The organism is Aquamicrobium sp., from assembly GCF_023954335.1.
In the GTDB taxonomy this organism is placed as follows: Bacteria; Pseudomonadota; Alphaproteobacteria; order Rhizobiales; family Rhizobiaceae; genus Aerobium.
In genome coordinates, this window is sequence record NZ_JAMLIE010000001.1 from 2,019,129 (window position 1) to 2,037,335 (window position 18,207).

Genomic DNA, 18,207 nt, shown 5'->3' on the forward strand with positions numbered 1-18,207 from the left:
GGCAGGCGCCCTCAGGGCGTCATGCGGGCGAGGCTTTCGATGTCCACCTCTTCGCCGGCCGGGCCGGGGGAGATGAGCGCCCCGGCGGCATGGACGCCGGTGAGGACGACGCGGCCGTCCTCCATCCGGGCGCGGCCTTCCGCCACCAGCCGCAGGGCCAGCGGATAGAGCTTGTGCTCGGCCTCCAGCACGCGCCGCGCCAGCGCCTCGGCGTCGTCGTCGGGAAGCACCGGCACCGCCGCCTGCGCGATGATCGGCCCGGCATCCATCTTCGCGGTGACGAAATGGACCGTGCAACCGTGAACGCGCATCCCCGCCTCAAGCGCCCGGTTGTGCGTGTCGAGCCCCGGGAACAGCGGCAGCAGTGAGGGGTGGATGTTGATGAGCTTGCCCGCCCATTTCTCGGTGAAGGCGGGCGAAAGCAGCCGCATGTAGCCGGCGAGGCAGACGATGTCGGCGCGCAGCGCCGTCAGCTCCTCGTCGAGCGCGGCGTCCAGCGCCGCCTTGGTCGGGTGGTCGGCGCGGGTGATGGCCTTGGCCTCGATGCCGAGCGCGGCGGCCGCGTTCAGCCCCTTGGCGTCGACCTTGTCGGAAATGACCGCGACGATATTGGCCGGAAAGTTCGGGTCGCCGGCCGCTTCCGCCAGCGCCGCCATGTTGGTGCCGCGGCCGGAAATCAGGACGACGACGCGCTTCTTCATCATGCTCTAAAGTCCAATCTCGCCATTATAGATGACGCCGGCGTCGCGGCGCGGCACGATGCGGCCGAGCGTCGTCACGGTCTCGCCGCCCTTGGTCAGGACGGCGGCGACCTGCGCCGCCTGCCCGGCGGCCACCACCAGCACCATGCCGATGCCGCAGTTGAAGGTGCGCATCATCTCGGCCGGGGCGACATTGCCGGTCTTGGCCAGCCACGAGAACACCGGCGGCACGTCGATGGCGTCGAGGTCGAGTTCGGCCGCATAGGCCGCCGGCAGCACACGCGGGATGTTGTCGGGAAAGCCGCCGCCGGTGATGTGCGCCAGCGCCTTGATGCCGTGGGTCGAGCGGATGGCCGACAGGATCGGGCGGACATAGATGCGGGTGGGCGCGAGCAGCGCCTCGCCCAGCGTCTTCGACTTGTCGAAGGGGGCTATGTGCGCCCAGCTCAGCCCCGACGCGGCGACGATGCGGCGCACCAGCGAAAAGCCGTTCGAATGCACGCCCGACGAGGCGAGGCCGAGGATGACGTCGCCCTCGACGATGTCGTCCGAGGGCAAGAGCTGCCCGCGCTCGGCCGCGCCGACGGCAAAGCCCGCGAGGTCGTAGTCGCCATGGGCGTACATGCCGGGCATCTCGGCCGTCTCGCCGCCGATCAGCGCGCAGCCGGCCTGCCGGCAGCCTTCGGCGATGCCGGCGACGATCTGCGCCCCCTGCTCGGGGTCGAGCTTGCCGGTGGCGAAATAGTCGAGGAAGAACAGTGGCTCCGCGCCCTGCACCACGAGGTCGTTGACGCACATGGCGACGAGGTCGATGCCGACCGTGTCGTGGCGGTCGGCATCGATGGCGACCTTCAGCTTGGTGCCGACGCCGTCATTGGCCGCGACCAGAACGGGATCGGAAAAGCCCGCGGCCTTGAGGTCGAACAGGCCACCGAAGCCGCCGATCTCGCCATCGGCGCCCGGCCGGCGCGTCGAGCGCACCAGCGGCTTGATCTTCTCGACGAGCGCGTTGCCGGCGTCGATGTCAACGCCGGCCGCTGCATAGGTGAGACTCGTCTTGTCTTCGCTCATGCGCGGCTGCCCCTTGGCACGATCCGTAAAGCCGGCTCTTCGCATGAACCCCCGCCGCCCGCAAGACCACTCGCGGTCACAGGGGCGCGAATGGCGCGCGAAACGCGGCCGCCGGGCGGACGACCAGTCTCTTGACCGCGGCTTCAACAGAAGCCTATCTCCCGCCGCGGCCGGCGGATAAGATGGCCGCCCGACTGGACAAGCTGCGAGCGACGGGCCGATGAACAAACGCGACGCCGAGATCAGGGAACAGGTGGCCGAGGTGGTCATCGCCACCGGCTGGCGGCGGCAGGTGCTGTTCTGGCTGGGCGCGGCGGTGACGCTCGTCGTGTTCCTCTACGCTTTCTCCGCGGTCCTGCTGCCGTTCCTCGCCGGCATGATCCTCGCCTATTTCCTCGACCCCATCGCCGACTGGCTGGAGCGGCGCGGCCTGTCGCGCCTCGCGGCCACGGTCTTCATCCTGGTGATGTTCCTCATCGTCCTCGTGCTGGCGCTGATGCTCATCATTCCCGTGCTCGCCACCCAGCTCGCCGACTTCATCGGCCGGGTGCCCGATTACCTGTCGCGGCTTCAGGCGCTGATCACCAGCATCGACCCCGACTGGCTGAGCCAGACGCTCGGCGTCGATCCGGCCTCGCTGCGCGACGGGCTGAACTCTCTGCTGACGCAAGGCGCGGGGTTCCTGACCACGCTGTTCTCGTCGATCTGGAGCTCGGGCAAGACGCTGATCGACCTCGCCGGCCTCTTCGTCATCACCCCGGTCGTCGCCTTCTACATGCTGCTCGACTGGGACAAGATGATCCGCACGGTCGACGGCTGGATACCGCGCGACCATCTGGCGACGGTGCGCACCATCGCCCGCGACGTCGACACGGCGGTCGCCGGCTTCGTGCGTGGGCAGGGTACGCTGTGCCTGATCCTCGGCATCATGTACGCCGTCGGGCTCACCGCCGTGGGCTTGAATTTCGGCCTGCTGATCGGCCTGTTCGCCGGCCTCGTCAGCTTCATCCCCTATATCGGCTCGCTGCTCGGCCTCGTGCTGTCGGTCGGCGTCGCCCTCGTCCAGTTCTGGCCCGACTGGCACTGGGTCGTCGTCGTGGCGGCGATCTTCTTCGGCGGCCAGTTCATCGAGGGCAACATCCTCCAGCCCAACCTTGTCGGCAAGAGCGTCGGTCTCCATCCCGTGTGGCTCATGTTCGCGCTGTTCGCCTTCGGCGCGCTGTTCGGCTTCGTCGGGCTGCTGATCGCTGTGCCGGCCGCCGCCGCCGTCGGCGTCCTCGTCCGCTTCGCCCTGTCGCGCTACCTGCACTCGCCGCTCTATCGCGGCCATGGCCTCCCGCCGGAGGCGTGAGGGCGATGCCGCCTGCCTTCGCCGACGGGCCGCGCCAGCTGCCGCTCGATCTCGCCCACAGCGAGGCGAGAAGCCGCGACGACCTCGTCGTCGGCCCGTCCAACGCGCAGGCCGTCGCCCTCGTCGACCGCTGGCCCGACTGGCCTGCGCCCGTGGCGGTCCTCGCCGGGCCGGCCGGCTCCGGCAAGTCGCACCTCGCCAATGTCTGGCGCGAGGCGAGCGGCGCGACGGCGCTGGCTCCCGGCCGTCTCGGGCCCCAGGCCGCCGAGGCGGCGGGGCGCGGCCCGGTGCTGATCGACGACGTCGATTCCGGCGCCATCGACGAGGCCGGCCTCTTCCATCTCATCAACGCCGTGCGGCAGGCGAACACCACGCTGCTGATGACCGCGCGGCGCTTTCCCGCCGCCTGGGGCGTGACGTTGCCCGACCTCGCCTCGCGACTCAAGGCGGCCGCGACGGTCGAGATCGACGAGCCGGACGACATGCTGCTCGCCGCCGTCACTACCAAGCTGTTCGCCGACCGCCAGATCGAGGTCGAGCCGCATGTGGTGCAGTTCCTCGTCCGCCGCATCGAGCGCTCGCTGTCCAGCGCCATCGAGGCGGTCGCCCGGCTCGACCGCATCGCGCTCGAGCGCAAGAGCCGCATCACCCGCGCGCTCGCCGCGCAGGTGGTGGCCGCGATGGAGGAAGGGAAGCCCTGACCCGGCTCAGGCCGTCTCGGCGTCGTAGGCGTAGAGCCAGTCGAGATCGGCCGCGAGGCTTCTGCCCCGGCGCAGTGCCAGCACGATGTCGCGGCCGAGCGCGACCGGGCCGGAGGCGTGCCAAACGAAGCGGTTGAAGGCCCCGCGCTTCGCCACCTGCCGCACCCGCTCGCGCCGCACCGCCTGATACCGCGCGAGCGCGCCGGCGAGGTCGTCCGGCCGCGCGGCAACCGTGGCGGCGAGCGTGGCCGCATCCTCGATCGCCATCACCGCGCCCTGCGCCGCATAGGGGCCCATCGCGTGGGCGGCGTCGCCGATGAGCGCAAGGCCCGCCGGGTCGATCCACGACGCTTCGCCATCGACCTCGGCGATCGGCCACGGCAGCCAGCCGTCGACATTGGCGGCGAGCGCGTCGATGTCGTCGGCCGCGCCGGCGATGATGCCGGGTGGCAGCATGCGCCGCTCGCCGCCGGCCCCCGATTCCGTCGGCGCGGGCATCCGGCCGATGACGACGAGGTTGACGATCTGCCCTCCGCGCAGCGGATAGGCGACGAGGTGGAAGCGCGGATTGAGGAAGGCGCTCACCCGGTCGGTCGGGATCAGGCCGGCGCAGAGCTGCGGCGTCGCGATGGCCCGCCACGCGACATAGCCCGAGAAGCGCGCCGGCCGGGCGAGGGGGCCGGCCGCGCGCAGGGCCGAGCGCACCCCGTCCGCGCCGACCGCGAGGTCGCAGGCGATCTCATCCTCCACGCCGGCCCGCGTCGCCGACAGGACATTGCCGGCATCGGAGAGTTTCGCGCTGCCGACCGTGACGCCGGTTTCGAGCGTGATCGCCGGATGCGCCCGCACCGCCCGCGCGAGGATGTCGTGAAGGTCGGCGCGATGGATGGTGAGGTAGGGCGCGCCCCACCGGCGCAGGGCGGTCTCGCCCAGCGGCACCGCGGCGAGGGTGCGCAGGGAATCGGCCCGGCGAAGCTCGATGGACACGGGCCTGACCGCGACTCTTGTCGCGTCTTCGAGAAGGCCGAGACGCTTCAGGATGACAGTCGCGTTGGGGGAGAGCTGGAGGCCGGCCCCGACTTCCTCGAGCTTTTCTGCTCGTTCGAGGACGGAAACCCGAAAACCCCGCTCGGCGAAGCACAGCGCCGCCGTCAGCCCGGCGATTCCCGCCCCGGCGATGGCGACATGCCGTGGAGGAACGTTCATCGCGCCCGGGCCGCGCCCGAGGCCTCAGGCGGCGCGCGGCTGGAAGCTCACGCCCTCGGGCCTGGTTTCGGTGCCGTGCAGCGCGGGATTGTAGCGATAGAGGGTCGAGCAGTAGGGGCAGACGATCTCGTTGTCCTCGCCGAGGTCGAGGAAGACGTGCGGATGGTCGAAGGGCGGCGTCGCGCCCACGCACATGAATTCCCGCACGCCGATCTCGATGAGCGCGTGGCCCGCGTCGTTCTGGAAGTGGGGAATTGTCGGGTGGTCGGCCATGACATGCTCCCGGATGTTCTAAGCTCGGTGCCTGGAGCCAGCGTTTGCAGCATAAAGCCGGCCTTGGCAAGCCGTGATATGAAACTGTCACAAAACCCTGTCAGGAGGCAGCTTGACGAAATGCGCGCCTGCTGATGCAGTCACGCGAATGGCATCAGGTGGCAGGATGAACGAGACACGACCGGCAACGAGCGAGTTCACGGGCAAGGTGCAGGCGCTGGCCGCCGCGCCCGAAGGCAACCCCGACCGATTCGTCAACCGCGAGTTCTCCTGGCTCCAGTTCAACCGCCGCGTCCTCGACGAGGCGGAGAACCCGCGCCACCCGCTCTTGGAGCGGCTGCGCTTCCTGTCGATCTCGGCCGCCAACCTCGACGAGTTCTTCATGGTGCGCGTCGCCGGCCTCGCCGGGCAGATCCGCGAGGGCATCGCCATCAAGAGCCCGGACGGGCGCACGCCCGAGCAGCAGCTCGAATTGCTGCTGCTCGAGGTCGGCCGCCTTCAGGAGGACCAGCAGGCCGCCTATGCGCGCCTCACCGCGCTGCTGCGCAAGGAGGGCATCGAGGTCGTGCGCGCCGACGCCGTCGCCCGCGACGAGAAGGCGTGGCTCGAAGAACACTTCATGGACACGGTGTTTCCGGTGCTGACGCCGCTGTCCATCGACCCGGCGCATCCGTTCCCGTTCATTCCCAATCTCGGCTTCTCGATCGCGCTGCAACTGCGCCACCTGCGCGACGGCAACGAGATGACGGCGCTCCTGCGCCTGCCGCCGGCGCTGCGCCGCTTCATCCGCCTGCCCGACCGCAAGGGAACCGTGCGCTTCGTCGCGCTCGGCGACACGGTCAGCCTGTTCATCGGCAAGCTCTTCCCCGGCTACGAGGTCAAGGGCTCGGGCACGTTCCGCATCATCCGCGATAGCGACATCGAGGTCGAGGAAGAGGCCGAGGACCTCGTGCGCCTGTTCGAGAGCGCGCTGAAGCGCCGCCGGCGCGGCCAGGTCATCCGCATCGAGTTCGACGATGAGATGCCGGAGGCGCTGCGCGATTTCGTCGCCGGCGAGCTCGGCCTCACCGGCTCGCGCATCTCGATCCTGAAGGCGCCGCTGGCGCTCAACCAGGTCTCGGAGATCGTCGCCCTGCCGCGCGACGACCTGAAGTTCGTGCCCTACAACCCGCGCTTTCCCGAGCGGGTGCGCGACCGCGGCGGCGACTGCCTTGCCGCCATCCGCGAGAAGGACTTCATCGTCCACCATCCCTACGAGAGCTTCGACGTGGTGGTGCAGTTCCTGCGCCAGGCGGCGGCCGATCCCGACGTGGTGGCGATCAAGCAGACGCTCTACCGCACCTCGAACGACAGCCCCATCGTGCGCGCGCTGATCGACGCGGCCGAGGCCGGCAAGTCGGTGACGGCGCTGGTCGAATTGAAGGCGCGCTTCGACGAGGAGGCCAACATCCGCTGGGCGCGCGACCTGGAGCGCGCCGGCGTGCAGGTCGTCTTCGGCTTCATCGAGCTGAAGACCCATGCCAAGATGTCGCTGGTCGTGCGCCGCGAGGACGGGCGCTTGCGCAACTACGTGCATCTCGGCACCGGCAACTACCACCCGATCACCGCGCGCATCTATACCGACCTTTCCTACTTCACCACCGATCCGGCGCTGGCGCGCGACGTGGCGCAGGTGTTCAACTTCATCACCGGCTATGCCGAGCCGGCGCAGAAGATGGGCATCGCCATCTCCCCGTTCACGCTGCGCCAGCGCATCCTCGACCACATCGGCGCCGAGATCGAGTTCGCGCGGAACGGCAAGCCGGCGCAGATCTGGATGAAGATGAACTCGCTGGTCGACCCGCAGGTCATCGACGCGCTCTATGACGCCAGCCGGGCCGGCGTCGAGATCGACCTCGTCGTGCGCGGCATCTGCTGCCTTCGGCCGCAGGTGCCGGGCCTGTCGGAGAACATCCGCGTCAAGTCGATCGTCGGCCGCTTCCTCGAGCACAGCCGCATCTACTGCTTCGGCAACGGCCACGGCCTGCCGTCCGACGAGGCGATCGTCTATATCGGCTCGGCCGACATGATGCCGCGCAACCTCGACCGGCGGGTCGAGACGCTGGTGCCGATCACCAATCCGACTGTGCATGAACAGGTGCTCGGCCAGATCATGCTCGGAAACATCATGGACAATCAGCAGAGTTTTGAAGTACTGGCGGACGGCACCTCGCGGCGTCTCGCGCCCGAGGAGGGAGAGGAGCCCTTCAACGCGCAGGAGTACTTCATGACGAATCCGAGCCTGTCCGGACGGGGCGACGCGCTGAAATCCAGCGCGCCGAAACGGATCGTCCAGCCCAAGCGCCGCAAGAAGACCGGCGCGCCGCCGGCCGCATGATCCATTCATCACAGGGCCGGCTCCAGGACCGCCGGCCGCTCGCCGTGATCGACATCGGGTCGAACTCGGTGCGGCTTGTCGTCTATGAGGGCGTCGCGCGCTCGCCGACCGTTCTTTTCAACGAGAAGATGATGGCCGGGCTCGGCCGCGGCATCGTCTCGACCGGCCGGCTCGACGACGAGGCGGTGCGCCGCGCCGTCGAGGAACTGCGGCGTTTCCGCGCACTCGCCGAGCAGGCCGGCGCGGTCTCGCTTCACGCCATCGCCACCGCCGCCGCGCGCGAGGCCGAGAACGGCATGGATTTCGTGCGCCGCGCCGAGGACATCCTCGGCGTGCCGATCCAGGTCCTCTCCGGCCGCGAGGAGGCCGGCTACTCGGCGCAGGGCGTCATCTCCGCCTTCCACCGGCCGGACGGCATCGCCGGCGACCTCGGCGGCGGCAGCCTCGAGCTGGTCGATATCTCCGGCGAAGATTTCGGCGACGGCATCACCCTGCCGCTCGGCGGCCTGCGCCTTCAGGAGATGTCGCGCGAATCGCCGGCCGCGGCGGCGAAGATCGCGCGCGAGGAGCTGCGCCGCGCCGATTTCCTCGCCGATGGGCGCGGCCGCGCCTTCTACTGCGTCGGCGGGACGTGGCGAAACCTCGCCCGCCTCCACATGCTTTCCACCGGCTACCCGCTGCCGGTCATGCACCATTACGAGCTTCCGCTCGACGACATGGGCGAGTTCCTCAAATTCGTCATGGCCGGCGACATCGCCCAGATGCAGGGCGCCAAGCGCATCTCGAAATCGCGCCGCGCGCTCCTGCCCTACGGTGCGGCGGTGCTGCGCGAGATCATCGACGCGATGCAGCCGAAAAGCATCGTCGCCTCGGCCTTCGGCGTGCGCGAGGGCTATCTCCATTCGCTCTTGTCGCCGCAGGAGCGCGAGCGCGATCCGCTGATCTCGGCGGCGGAGGAGCTCGCCATCCTGCGCGCCCGCTCCGTCACCCATGCGCGCGAGCTGGCGGCGTGGACCGACGAGGCCTTCGCCGTCTTCGGCATCGACGAGACCGAGGACGACGCCCGTTATCGCCGGGCCGCCTGCCTGCTCGCCGACATCGGCTGGCGCGCGCATCCCGAATATCGCGGCACCCAGTCGCTCAACATCATCGCCCACGCCTCCTTCATCGGCATCGACCATCCCGGCCGCGCCTTCATCGCGCTCGCCAACCTGTTCCGCCACGAGGGCATCTACGAGGACGACGTCTCGCCGGCGATGAAGGCGCTCGCCGGCCCGCGCCATATCGAGCGCGCGCGCATCCTCGGCGCGCTGCTGCGCGTGGTCTACCTGTTCTCGGCCTCGATGCCGGGCATCATGCCCAAGCTGAAATGGCGCGAGGGCGAGGGGCGCAAGCTCTCCCTCGTCGTGCCGGCCAGCCATGCCGGCCTGATGGGCGAGCGGCCGGAAGCGCGCATGGCGATCCTCGCCAAGGTGCTCGACCGGCCGATGGAGATCGTGGTCGGGGATTAAAGCAATTTCGGGAAAGCGTCGGCGCCATGCAGACGGGGAGGTCGCAATGAACGGGAAATCCGGCAGGCCGCGCATCGCCGTGCTGTTCGGCGGGCGCTCCGCCGAGCACGACGTTTCCGTGCTTTCGGCCACCAACGTCATCCGCGCACTCGATCCGGCGCGATACGAGGTCGTGCCGGTCTTCATCACGCGCGACGGGCGATGGCTGGAAAGCGCCGTCGTCGACGGCGCGCCGGCGAGGCCGCAGAGCGGGACGCAGCTCGCCCTCCTGCCGGGCGGCGAGGGGCGCATGGTCGCGATCCCGGAGAACGGCGCGCCGCGCGAGACGGCGGCGATCGACATCCTCTTCCCGGTCCTCCACGGAATCCCCGGCGAGGACGGCTCGGTGCAGGGGCTGGCCGAGGTGGCGCGCGTGCCGCTGGTCGGCTGCGGCATCCTCGGCTCCGCCGTCGCCCTCGACAAGGACGTCGCCAAGCGGCTGCTGCGCGAGGCCGGCATTCCCGCCGCGCGCGCCGTCACCATCCGCCGCGACGCGGTTCCCGCCTTCGGCGACCTCACTGAGGCGCTCGGGCTTCCCGTCTTCGTGAAGCCGGCGCGGCAGGGCTCGTCGGTCGGCGTCAGCAAGGCCGCGAGCGAGGACGACTACCGGGCCGCGCTGGAGGAAGGCTTCCGCCACGACGACAAGCTGCTGGCCGAGGAGTTCGTCAGGGGCAGGGAGATCGAGTGCAGCGTGCTGGAGGCCCCGGACGGCGCGCTGTTCGTCTCGCGCACCGGCGAGATCGTCCCGGCCGAGGCGCACGGCTTCTACACCTACGACGCCAAATATATCGACGCGGACGGCGCGGCGCTGCGAGTGCCGGCCGAGCTGCCCGAGGGCGTCGAGGACAAGGTCCGCGACATGGCTGCGCAGGCGTTCCGGGCGCTCGGCTGCGACGGCATGGCGCGGGCGGATTTCTTCGTCACCGCGGACCTGCGCATCCTCGTCAACGAGCTGAACACCATTCCCGGTTTCACCGACATCAGCATGTATTCCAAGGCGATGGCGGCGAGCGGCGTCGGCTACGCCGAAATCCTCGAGCGCCTGATCGCCCACGCGATGGCCCGCGCCGCGCGCAGCGCCTGATGCCCAAAGGCGACCGCAACACCGGCGCGTTGACCGGCCCGCCCTTTGCCGCTACATCCGCCTGATGGCTTATCCGACCGGCTCCATGCGACTTACCGTCCCGTCCTTCTGAGGAAGGCGGGCAGCATGCGTCTTGCGCGGCGATCCACGGCGGCTTTTCCGGCCGCTCGACGCACGCGGTTCCTTCACCGACAGGCAATCCGGATTTCGACATGGGCAATCTCGCGCCGGCCGATGCCGGCCGCGCCGTCGTGCTGGCGGCGGTGCTTTTGCAGGCGATCGGCAAGGTCGTCTACGGGACGGCGCTCACCGCCGTGCCGTCGCCGCTCTTTGTGTTCGTCAGCTTCTCGCTGACGGCGCTGGTGTTCCTGCTTTTCGCCCGCAAGGGCGCTGGCGAGTTGGCATGGGCGCCGCTCGTCGTCCTCAACGTCGCCACCGCCGTCACCTTCCTCAGCTTCTTCTTCGCGCTCAAGCTGATCGAGCCGGCCATCGCCGTCGCGGTGAACATAGGCATCGGGCCGCTCCTCGCCGTGCTTATCGCTTGGCGCGCCGGCGGCGGCAGGCCTTCGATGCATCGGCTCGGCGTCTGCGCCGGCATCCTCGCCGGCTGCGCCGTCCTGTGCGTTTCGGCGCTGCGCGGCAGCGGCTTTTCCCCTGAGAGCGGCAGCCCCTTGCCCGGCCTTGCCGCCAGCGCGGTCGCCGGCATCGGCGCGGTGGCGATCACCGTCGCTTCGCGAACCCTGATGGACCGAGGCTGGCAGCCGGGCGCGGTGCTCGCCCACCGCTTCTACGCGGTGGTTCCCGCCTCGCTGCTCCTGAGCCTCGGGCTCGACCCCGCAAGCCTCGCATGGACGCCCGGGCTGGCGTTCCTGCTGCCCGCCGTCGCGCTCGTCGGCGTGCTGATCCCGCTCTATCTGCTGCAATTCGGCATACGCCGCTGCGATCCCTACACCGTCATGGTGACGATGGCGGCGCTTCCGGCGCTGACCTTCGTGATCGAGGGCCTGTCGCCGGCCTATGCGTGGTCGTGGCCGACCGCCGGCGGGTTGCTGATCCTCACCGCTTCATTGGCAGCGGATGTCGTCCATGCAAGGCGAAAGGCGAAGCGGCCGGCCTCCTAGAGCGCCGGCGGCTACTTCGTGTCGAACACCGCGATCCGGCGCTTGTCGAACTTGAGCGCGACGTCACCGCGCACCAGCGCCAGCGCCTTTTCGCCGAACACCTCGCGGCGCCAGCCATGCATGGCCGGCACGTCGGCGTCCTCGCCCCTGGCGGCGATCCGGTCGATGTCGTCGGACGAGGCCAGCACCTTGGGCGCGACGCCTTCTTCCTCGGCCACCAGTTTGAGCAGCACCTTGATGAGCTCGGCCGCGGCGCTGGTCCCTTCCGGCTGCTGCACATGGCGCGGCAGCTTCGGCAGGCTCTCCTTCGGCAGGTCGAGCGCCTCGTTGACGACGGCGAGCAGCGCATTGGCCGTCGCCGAACGCTCCCAGCCGCGCGGCGTGGTGCGCAGCCGGGCGAGGGCGGCCGCGTCGCGCGGCCCCTGCTGGGCGATCTCGTAGATGGCGTCGTCCTTGATGACGCGCCCGCGCGGCACGTTGCGCTCGCGCGCCTCGCGCTCGCGCCATGCCGCCACCGCCTGCACCACCGCCAGCTCCTGCGGCTTCTTCACCCGCATCTTGAGCCGCTTCCAGGCGTCGTCCGGGTGCGGGTCGTAGGTCTCGCGCGCGGTGAGGACCTGCATCTCCTCGTTCAGCCAGTGGGCGCGGTCGTCGCGCTCCAGCCGGTCGCGCAGGTGGCGGTAGACGTCGACCAGATGGGTCACGTCCGCCAGCGCGTAGTCGAGCTGCTTGTCGGAAAGCGGCCGGTGCCGCCAGTCGGTGAAGCGCGACGACTTGTCGATGCGCTCGCCGGTCACCTTCTGTACGAGCTGGTCGTAGGAGACGCTGTCGCCGAAGCCGCACACCATCGCCGCCACCTGCGTGTCGAAGACGGGGGCGGGGATCAGGTCGCCGAGATGGAAGATGATCTCGATGTCCTGCCGCGCGGCATGGAACACCTTGATCGTCCTCTCGTCGCCCATCAGCCGGAAGAACGGCGCAAGGTCGATGCCCGGCGCGAGCGGGTCGATCAGCGCGGTCGTGTCCGGCGAGGCGAGCTGGACGAGGCACAGCTCCGGCCAGAACGTCGTCTCGCGGATGAATTCCGTGTCGATGGTGACGAAATCGGAGCGGGCAAGCCGTTCGAGGACGTTTTCGAGGTCTTCCTGGCGGGTAATCAGCGGCATCGAGGTTTCACATTGCGGCACGTATCGCCTCAATTCCAGTCGCGGCCCGGCGCGTCAAGCCTATTCGTGTCATCTACGGTTCATCTTTTCCTGTCGTTGCCGCGCCAGTGGGCCAGCCGGGCGAAGATCGTCGAGGTGCGCAACAGCGCGGTGAAGCGCCCGCGCTCCTCGGCGCTGGCCGGCGCGCGCACCCGCATGCGCCAGACGATGAGGGCGATGAACACGACATAGACGGCGGCCGAGAACTGGAACAGCGCCTGCGGGCCGAACCATTGCATGACGCTCGCCGCGGCGAACGGCCCGACGATGGCGCCCAGCGAATAGAACAGCATCAGCGCCGCGTTGATCATGACATATTCGTTCTTGCCCGCGCGGTCGTTGGCATGCGCCGCCGACAGCGAATAGAGCGGCATGGCGAACGAGCCGAACACGAACACCAGCGCGAAGTTGACCAGCCGCCCGCTGCCGGCGAACAGGCTGAGCGCGACCGCGGCGGCGAGCGCCAGCGTCGTGGTGATGAGCAGCACCGTGCGCCGGTCATGCCGGTCCGAGGCGTAGCCGAGCGGATACTGGATCAGCGCGCCGCCGATGATCGAGACGCTGACGAAGGTGGCGACGTCGGCGGTGTCGAAGCCGATGTCCTGCGCATAGACCGGCGAGAGCGTGCGGAAGGCGCTGTTGGTGACGCCGATGGCGATGCAGCCGAGCGCGGCGACGGGCGAGATCGCCCAGGCGCGCTTGAGGTCGAGCTTGACGCCTTCCGGCGGGGCCGGGTTGGAGCGGTCGCCGAGCGAGACCGGGACGAGGGAGAGCGCGATCATCATCGCCATCACCGCGAAGATGGCGAAGCCTTCCGCGCCGATGGCCGGAATGAGGAACTGCGCCCCGGTGACGGCGCCGATGTCGATGACGCGGTAGAGCGACAGCACCCGCGCCCGGTTGTCGTTTGAGACGCCCGAATTGAGCCAGCTTTCCATCACCGTGAACAGGCCGGCGAAGCAGAAGCCGGAGATGAAGCGCATCGCCGTCCACAGCGTCACGTCGATGATGATGGCCATCACCAGCGTCGCCGAGGCCGCGATCGCCGCGAGCGCCGAGAAGGCGCGGATATGGCCGACGCCGCGCATGATGCTGACGATGACGAGGCAGCCGATGAGGAAGCCGGAAAAATAGGCCGTTCCCATGAAGCCGATGTCGGTGGGCGAGAAGCCCTCATGCGCGCCGCGCAGCGCGATCAGCGTACCCTGGAGCCCGTTGCCGCCGAGAACGATGCCGGCTGTCGTCAGGATCGGGATGAGGGGTCTCAGGCCGTTCATGTCACCGCCGGGAGGGAAGGGGCGCATGCCCACCATACGGACGTGCGGCGGGCGATGCCACGCACAGGCGCATGCGTCTACTGGGCCAGCCAGCAATAGCCGCCTTGCCTTGACAAATCGAGCCTCTCATGCGCTTTTCCGGCGCAATTCGGGGCGGCCGCCCGCGACGGCGGAAACACCCCATGAAAGCCTCTTCAGATAAGCGGAAAGACCGTCCCATGCATCGTTACCGCAGCCATAACTGCGCCCAGCTCCGGAAGGCCGATGTCGGCGCCACCGTTCGCCTGTCCGGCTGGGTCCATCGCGTTCGCGATCATGGCGGCCTGCTCTTCATCGATTTGCGCGACCATTACGGCCTCACCCAGATCGTCGCCGACCCCGATTCGCCCTGCTTCAGGACGGCTGAGACCGTGCGCGGCGAATGGGTGATCCGCGTCGACGGCGAGGTCAAGGCGCGCACGCCCGAGACCGTCAATGCCGGCCTGCCGACCGGCGAGATCGAGATCTTCGCCCGCGACATGGAAGTGCTGTCGGCGGCCAAGGAGCTGCCGCTGCCGGTGTTCGGCGAGCCGGACTATCCGGAAGACATCCGCCTGAAATACCGCTTCCTCGACCTGCGCCGCGACACGCTGCACAGGAACATCGTCGCGCGCACGAAGATCATCGCCGAGATGCGCCGGCGCATGGGCGAGGCCGGCTTCACCGAATATTCGACGCCGATCCTCACTGCCTCGTCGCCCGAGGGCGCGCGCGACTTCCTCGTGCCGAGCCGCATCCATCCCGGCAAGTTCTACGCGCTGCCGCAGGCGCCGCAGATCTACAAGCAGCTGATCATGGTCTCCGGCTTCGACCGCTATTTCCAGATCGCGCCCTGCTTCCGCGACGAGGACCCGCGCGCCGACCGCCTGCCGGGCGAGTTCTACCAGCTCGACCTCGAGATGAGCTTCGTCGAGCAGGAGGACATCCTTTCGACCATGGAGCCGGTGATGCGCGGCGTGTTCGAGGCCTTCGCCGAGGGCAAGCCGGTCACGCAATCCTTCCCGCGCATCGCCTATGACGAGGCGATCCGCAAATACGGCTCCGACAAGCCGGACCTGCGCAACCCAATCGTCATGGAGGACGTCTCGGAGCACTTTCGCGGGTCGGGCTTCAAGGTGTTCGCGGGCATCCTCGCCAACGACCCCAAGGCCGAGGTCTGGGCGGTTCCGGCGAAGACCGGCGGCTCCCGCGCCTTCTGCGACCGGATGAACTCCTGGGCGCAAGGGGAGGGGCAGCCCGGCCTCGGCTACATCTTCTGGCGCAAGGAAGGCGACAGGCTCGAAGGGGCCGGCCCCATCGCCAAGAACATCGGCGAGGAGCGCACCGAGGCGATCCGCACCCAGCTCGGCCTCGCCGACGGCGACGCCTGCTTCTTCGTCGCCGGCGACCCGAAGAAGTTCTACCCCTTCGCCGGGGCCGCGCGCACGCGCGCCGGCGACGAGCTCGACCTCGTCGACCGCGACCGGTTCGAGCTGTGCTGGATCGTCGATTTCCCGTTCTACGAATGGAACGAGGACGAGAAGAAGGTCGATTTCGGCCACAACCCGTTCTCGATGCCGCAGGGCGGCATGGAGGCGCTGACCGGCGAGGAGCCGCTGTCGATCAAGGCGTTCCAGTACGACATGGTCTGCAACGGCTTCGAGATCGCCTCGGGCGGCATCCGCAACCACCTGCCGGAAACCATGGTCAAGGCGTTCGAGGTGGCGGGCTTCGACCGGGCGACGGTCGAGGAGCGGTTCGGCGGCCTCTACCGCGCCTTCCAGTACGGCGCGCCGCCGCATGGCGGCATGGCCGCCGGCGTCGACCGCGTCGTCATGCTGCTGGTCGGCGCCAGGAACCTGCGCGAGGTCAGCCTGTTCCCGATGAACCAGCAGGCGTTCGACCTTCTGATGGGCGCGCCCAACGAGGCGAGCCCGGCCCAGCTGCGCGAGCTTCATCTGCGGCCGGTGCCGCCGAAGAAGGAAGGCTGAGGCCGGCGCTACCCCTCACCGGCTCTTCGGGCCACCTCTCCCCAGAGGGGAGAGGAAAGGCCGCCGCAATGCCGGCGCTTCTCCAGACTGGATTTTCCTCTCCCCTCTGGGGAGAGGTGCCGAGCGCAGCGAGGCGGTGAGGGGACCCCGGTGACGCTTGCACGACGCGTCTTGCGGCATTCTCCGTCGGCGAAGTTGCCGTCCGCGCGCAAGGGCCGGCAGTCCGCCTGCCTTCCTCAGTGCAGGATCTGGCTCAGGAACAGCTTCGTGCGCTCGTGCTGCGGGTTGTCGAAGAACTCGGCCGGGGTGTTCTGCTCGACGATCTGGCCCTGATCCATGAAGATGACCCGGTTGGCCACCTGACGGGCGAAGCCCATCTCGTGGGTGACGCAGATCATCGTCATGCCTTCCTCGGCGAGGCCGACCATGGTTTCCAGCACTTCCTTGACCATTTCCGGGTCGAGCGCCGAGGTCGGCTCGTCGAACAGCATGATCTTCGGCTTCATGCACAGCGAACGGGCGATGGCGACGCGCTGCTGCTGGCCGCCGGAAAGCTGGCCCGGATATTTGTTGGCCTGCTCGGGGATCTTGACCCGCTCCAGATAGTGCATGGCCGTGGCCTCGGCCTCCTTCTTCGGAACCTTGCGCACCCAGATCGGCGCCAGCGTGCAGTTCTCGAGGATCGTCAGGTGCGGGAACAGGTTGAAGTGCTGGAACACCATCCCGACCTCGCGCCGCACCTCGTCGATCTTCTTCAGGTCGTTGGTGAGCTCGACGCCCTCGACGATGATCTTGCCCTTCTGGTGCTCTTCCAGCCGGTTGATGCAGCGGATCATCGTCGACTTGCCCGAGCCGGAGGGACCGGCCACGACGATGCGCTCGCCGCGCATCACCTTGAGGTCGATGTCGCGCAGCACGTGGAAATCGCCGTACCACTTGTTCATGCCGATGATCTCGACAGCGACGTCGGTGGTGGAAACCTGCATCCTGGATCGGTCGATATCGAGCACGTCTGCCGCGACTGCGTTTTCGCTTGCCATGTCTCAGTTCCTTCCGGCGCTTCGGCCCGGTGTTTCAGCCCGGTGTTTCAAGCGTTGTCCTGTCGTCCGTATCGGGTGGCTCATCGTCGCAACCCCGTATCCAGACGCCGTTCCATATATTGCGAGTAGCGCGACATGCCGTAGCAGAACACCCAGAAGATCGCGGCGGCGAAGATGTAGCCGGTCTTGGCGGTCTGCGGCGTCGCCCAGGTCGGGTCGCCGGAGATGTTCTGCTTGACCACGCCGAGCAGGTCGAACATCGAGATGATGAGGACGAGGGTGGTGTCCTTGAACATGCCGATGAAGGTGTTGACGATGCCGGGGATGACCAGCTTCAGCGCCTGCGGCATGATGATGAAGGTCATCTTCTGCCAGTAGCCGAGGCCGAGCGAATCCGCGCCCTCGTACTGGCCGCGCGGGATCGCCTGCAGGCCGCCGCGAACCACCTCCGCCATGTAGGCCGAGGCGAACAGGGCGACGCCGATCAGCGCGCGCAGCAGCTTGTCGAAGGTCATGCCCGGCGGCACGAACAGCGGCAGCATGAAGCTCGCCATGAACAGGATCGTGACCAGCGGCACGCCGCGCACCGTCTCGATGAAGATCACCGACAGGAGCCTGACGATCGGCATGTGGGAGCGCCGCCCCAGCGCCAGCAGGATGCCCAGCGGCAGCGACACGACGATGCCGACATAGGAGATCACCAGCGTGACCAGCAGGCCGCCCCACAGCGAGGTCTCGACGTAGCGCAGGCCGAAATAGCCGCCGACCAGCAGGAAATAGGCGACGAACGGGAACACCCCGAAGAACAGGATGGCGTTGAGCCGCTTCCACGGGATGCGCGGGATCAGCAGCGGCACGAGCAGCGCGACGAAGATCGCGCCGGTGAGCAGCACGCGCCAGCGCTCGTCGAGCGGATAGCGGCCGAACATGAACTGGCCGAACCGGCTGGTCACGAACGGCCAGCACGCACCGCTCCAGCCGGCGGGCAACTCGCCGCCCTGCTCGGTCGTCAGGCAGGCGGTCCGGTCGGTTCCGGTCCATACCGCGTCGAAGAACAGCCAGTTCAGCATGCGCGGCACCATCCATGCCAGCAGCAGCAGCGCCAGTATGGTCAACGCCGAATTGACCGGCGTCGAGAACAGGTTGTTGCGCAGCCAGGCGCTGAAGCCGACCTGCGAGCGGGGGGCGGGGGTGGGTGCGGTGAACTCGGAGCGCACCCAGGAGATGTCTTTACCCTGCAT

15 protein-coding genes are annotated in these 18,207 nt (G+C 68.6%); 7 read left to right on the forward strand and 8 right to left on the reverse strand.

Features of this window, described 5'->3' with window-relative positions:
- Window positions 1–11 precede the first annotated feature (11 nt).
- Together purN and purM are read right to left on the reverse strand one after the other, a co-directional pair.
- Window positions 12–704 carry a phosphoribosylglycinamide formyltransferase gene (gene purN / locus M9945_RS10095; RefSeq protein WP_367931067.1) on the reverse strand — a complete coding sequence of 231 codons (693 nt, stop codon included), beginning with the start codon at window positions 702–704 and terminating at the stop codon, window positions 12–14.
- A 3-nt stretch (window positions 705–707) separates the two neighbouring features.
- Window positions 708–1,772, reverse strand: a complete 1,065-nt coding sequence (purM, locus tag M9945_RS10100) for a phosphoribosylformylglycinamidine cyclo-ligase (protein WP_367944398.1) — start codon at window positions 1,770–1,772, stop codon at window positions 708–710.
- Between the two features lie 220 nt (window positions 1,773–1,992).
- Here purM and M9945_RS10105 point away from each other — a divergent pair, with 220 nt between their 5' ends.
- On the forward strand, window positions 1,993–3,123 hold the full coding sequence (locus tag M9945_RS10105; protein WP_367931069.1) for an AI-2E family transporter: 1,131 nt from the start codon (window positions 1,993–1,995) through the stop codon (window positions 3,121–3,123).
- A 5-nt stretch (window positions 3,124–3,128) separates the two neighbouring features.
- The gene (gene hdaA, locus M9945_RS10110) at window positions 3,129–3,824 is read left to right on the forward strand and encodes a DnaA regulatory inactivator HdaA (protein ID WP_367931070.1); all 696 of its coding nucleotides are present in this window, start codon (window positions 3,129–3,131) and stop codon (window positions 3,822–3,824) included.
- A 6-nt stretch (window positions 3,825–3,830) separates the two neighbouring features.
- On the opposite strand, the gene M9945_RS10115 is transcribed toward hdaA, so the two are convergent.
- Window positions 3,831–5,030 carry an FAD-dependent monooxygenase gene (locus M9945_RS10115; RefSeq protein WP_367944399.1) on the reverse strand — a complete coding sequence of 400 codons (1,200 nt, stop codon included), beginning with the start codon at window positions 5,028–5,030 and terminating at the stop codon, window positions 3,831–3,833.
- Between the two features lie 24 nt (window positions 5,031–5,054).
- On the reverse strand, window positions 5,055–5,303 hold the full coding sequence (locus M9945_RS10120) for a zinc-finger domain-containing protein (protein WP_367931072.1): 249 nt from the start codon (window positions 5,301–5,303) through the stop codon (window positions 5,055–5,057).
- Window positions 5,304–5,469: 166 nt separating this feature from the next.
- Between M9945_RS10120 and M9945_RS10125 the strand changes: the two genes are divergently transcribed.
- From M9945_RS10125 to M9945_RS10140, 4 genes are all read left to right on the forward strand, one after another.
- Window positions 5,470–7,680, forward strand: a complete 2,211-nt coding sequence (locus M9945_RS10125) for an RNA degradosome polyphosphate kinase (RefSeq protein ID WP_367944400.1) — start codon at window positions 5,470–5,472, stop codon at window positions 7,678–7,680.
- Window positions 7,677–9,191 carry an exopolyphosphatase gene (gene ppx, locus M9945_RS10130; protein WP_367944401.1) on the forward strand — a complete coding sequence of 505 codons (1,515 nt, stop codon included), beginning with the start codon at window positions 7,677–7,679 and terminating at the stop codon, window positions 9,189–9,191. Before M9945_RS10125 ends, ppx begins: the two co-directional genes overlap by 4 nt.
- 46 nt (window positions 9,192–9,237) lie before the next feature.
- Entirely contained in the window at window positions 9,238–10,314 is a 1,077-nt protein-coding gene (locus M9945_RS10135; RefSeq protein WP_367944402.1) for a D-alanine--D-alanine ligase family protein, read from the forward strand.
- A gap of 212 nt (window positions 10,315–10,526) precedes the next feature.
- The gene (locus M9945_RS10140; protein WP_367944403.1) at window positions 10,527–11,435 is read left to right on the forward strand and encodes a hypothetical protein; all 909 of its coding nucleotides are present in this window, start codon (window positions 10,527–10,529) and stop codon (window positions 11,433–11,435) included.
- An 11-nt stretch (window positions 11,436–11,446) separates the two neighbouring features.
- On the opposite strand, the gene rnd is transcribed toward M9945_RS10140, so the two are convergent.
- Both rnd and M9945_RS10150 read right to left on the reverse strand, forming a co-directional pair.
- Complete coding sequence (gene rnd / locus M9945_RS10145; RefSeq protein WP_367931077.1) at window positions 11,447–12,601, reverse strand: ribonuclease D; 1,155 nt, start codon at window positions 12,599–12,601, stop codon at window positions 11,447–11,449.
- An 80-nt stretch (window positions 12,602–12,681) separates the two neighbouring features.
- Complete coding sequence (locus M9945_RS10150) at window positions 12,682–13,917, reverse strand: MFS transporter (protein ID WP_367944404.1); 1,236 nt, start codon at window positions 13,915–13,917, stop codon at window positions 12,682–12,684.
- A 218-nt stretch (window positions 13,918–14,135) separates the two neighbouring features.
- Here M9945_RS10150 and aspS point away from each other — a divergent pair, with 218 nt between their 5' ends.
- Window positions 14,136–15,926, forward strand: coding sequence for an aspartate--tRNA ligase (gene aspS, locus M9945_RS10155; protein ID WP_367944405.1), 1,791 nt, complete (start codon window positions 14,136–14,138; stop codon window positions 15,924–15,926).
- 236 nt (window positions 15,927–16,162) lie between these two features.
- Here aspS and M9945_RS10160 read toward each other — a convergent pair whose 3' ends face one another.
- Both M9945_RS10160 and M9945_RS10165 read right to left on the reverse strand, forming a co-directional pair.
- Window positions 16,163–16,966: an amino acid ABC transporter ATP-binding protein gene (locus M9945_RS10160; protein WP_367944406.1), complete on the reverse strand. Its 804-nt coding sequence runs from the start codon at window positions 16,964–16,966 to the stop codon at window positions 16,163–16,165.
- Between the two features lie 80 nt (window positions 16,967–17,046).
- Window positions 17,047–18,207, reverse strand: coding sequence for an amino acid ABC transporter permease (locus M9945_RS10165; RefSeq protein ID WP_367944407.1), 1,161 nt, complete (start codon window positions 18,205–18,207; stop codon window positions 17,047–17,049).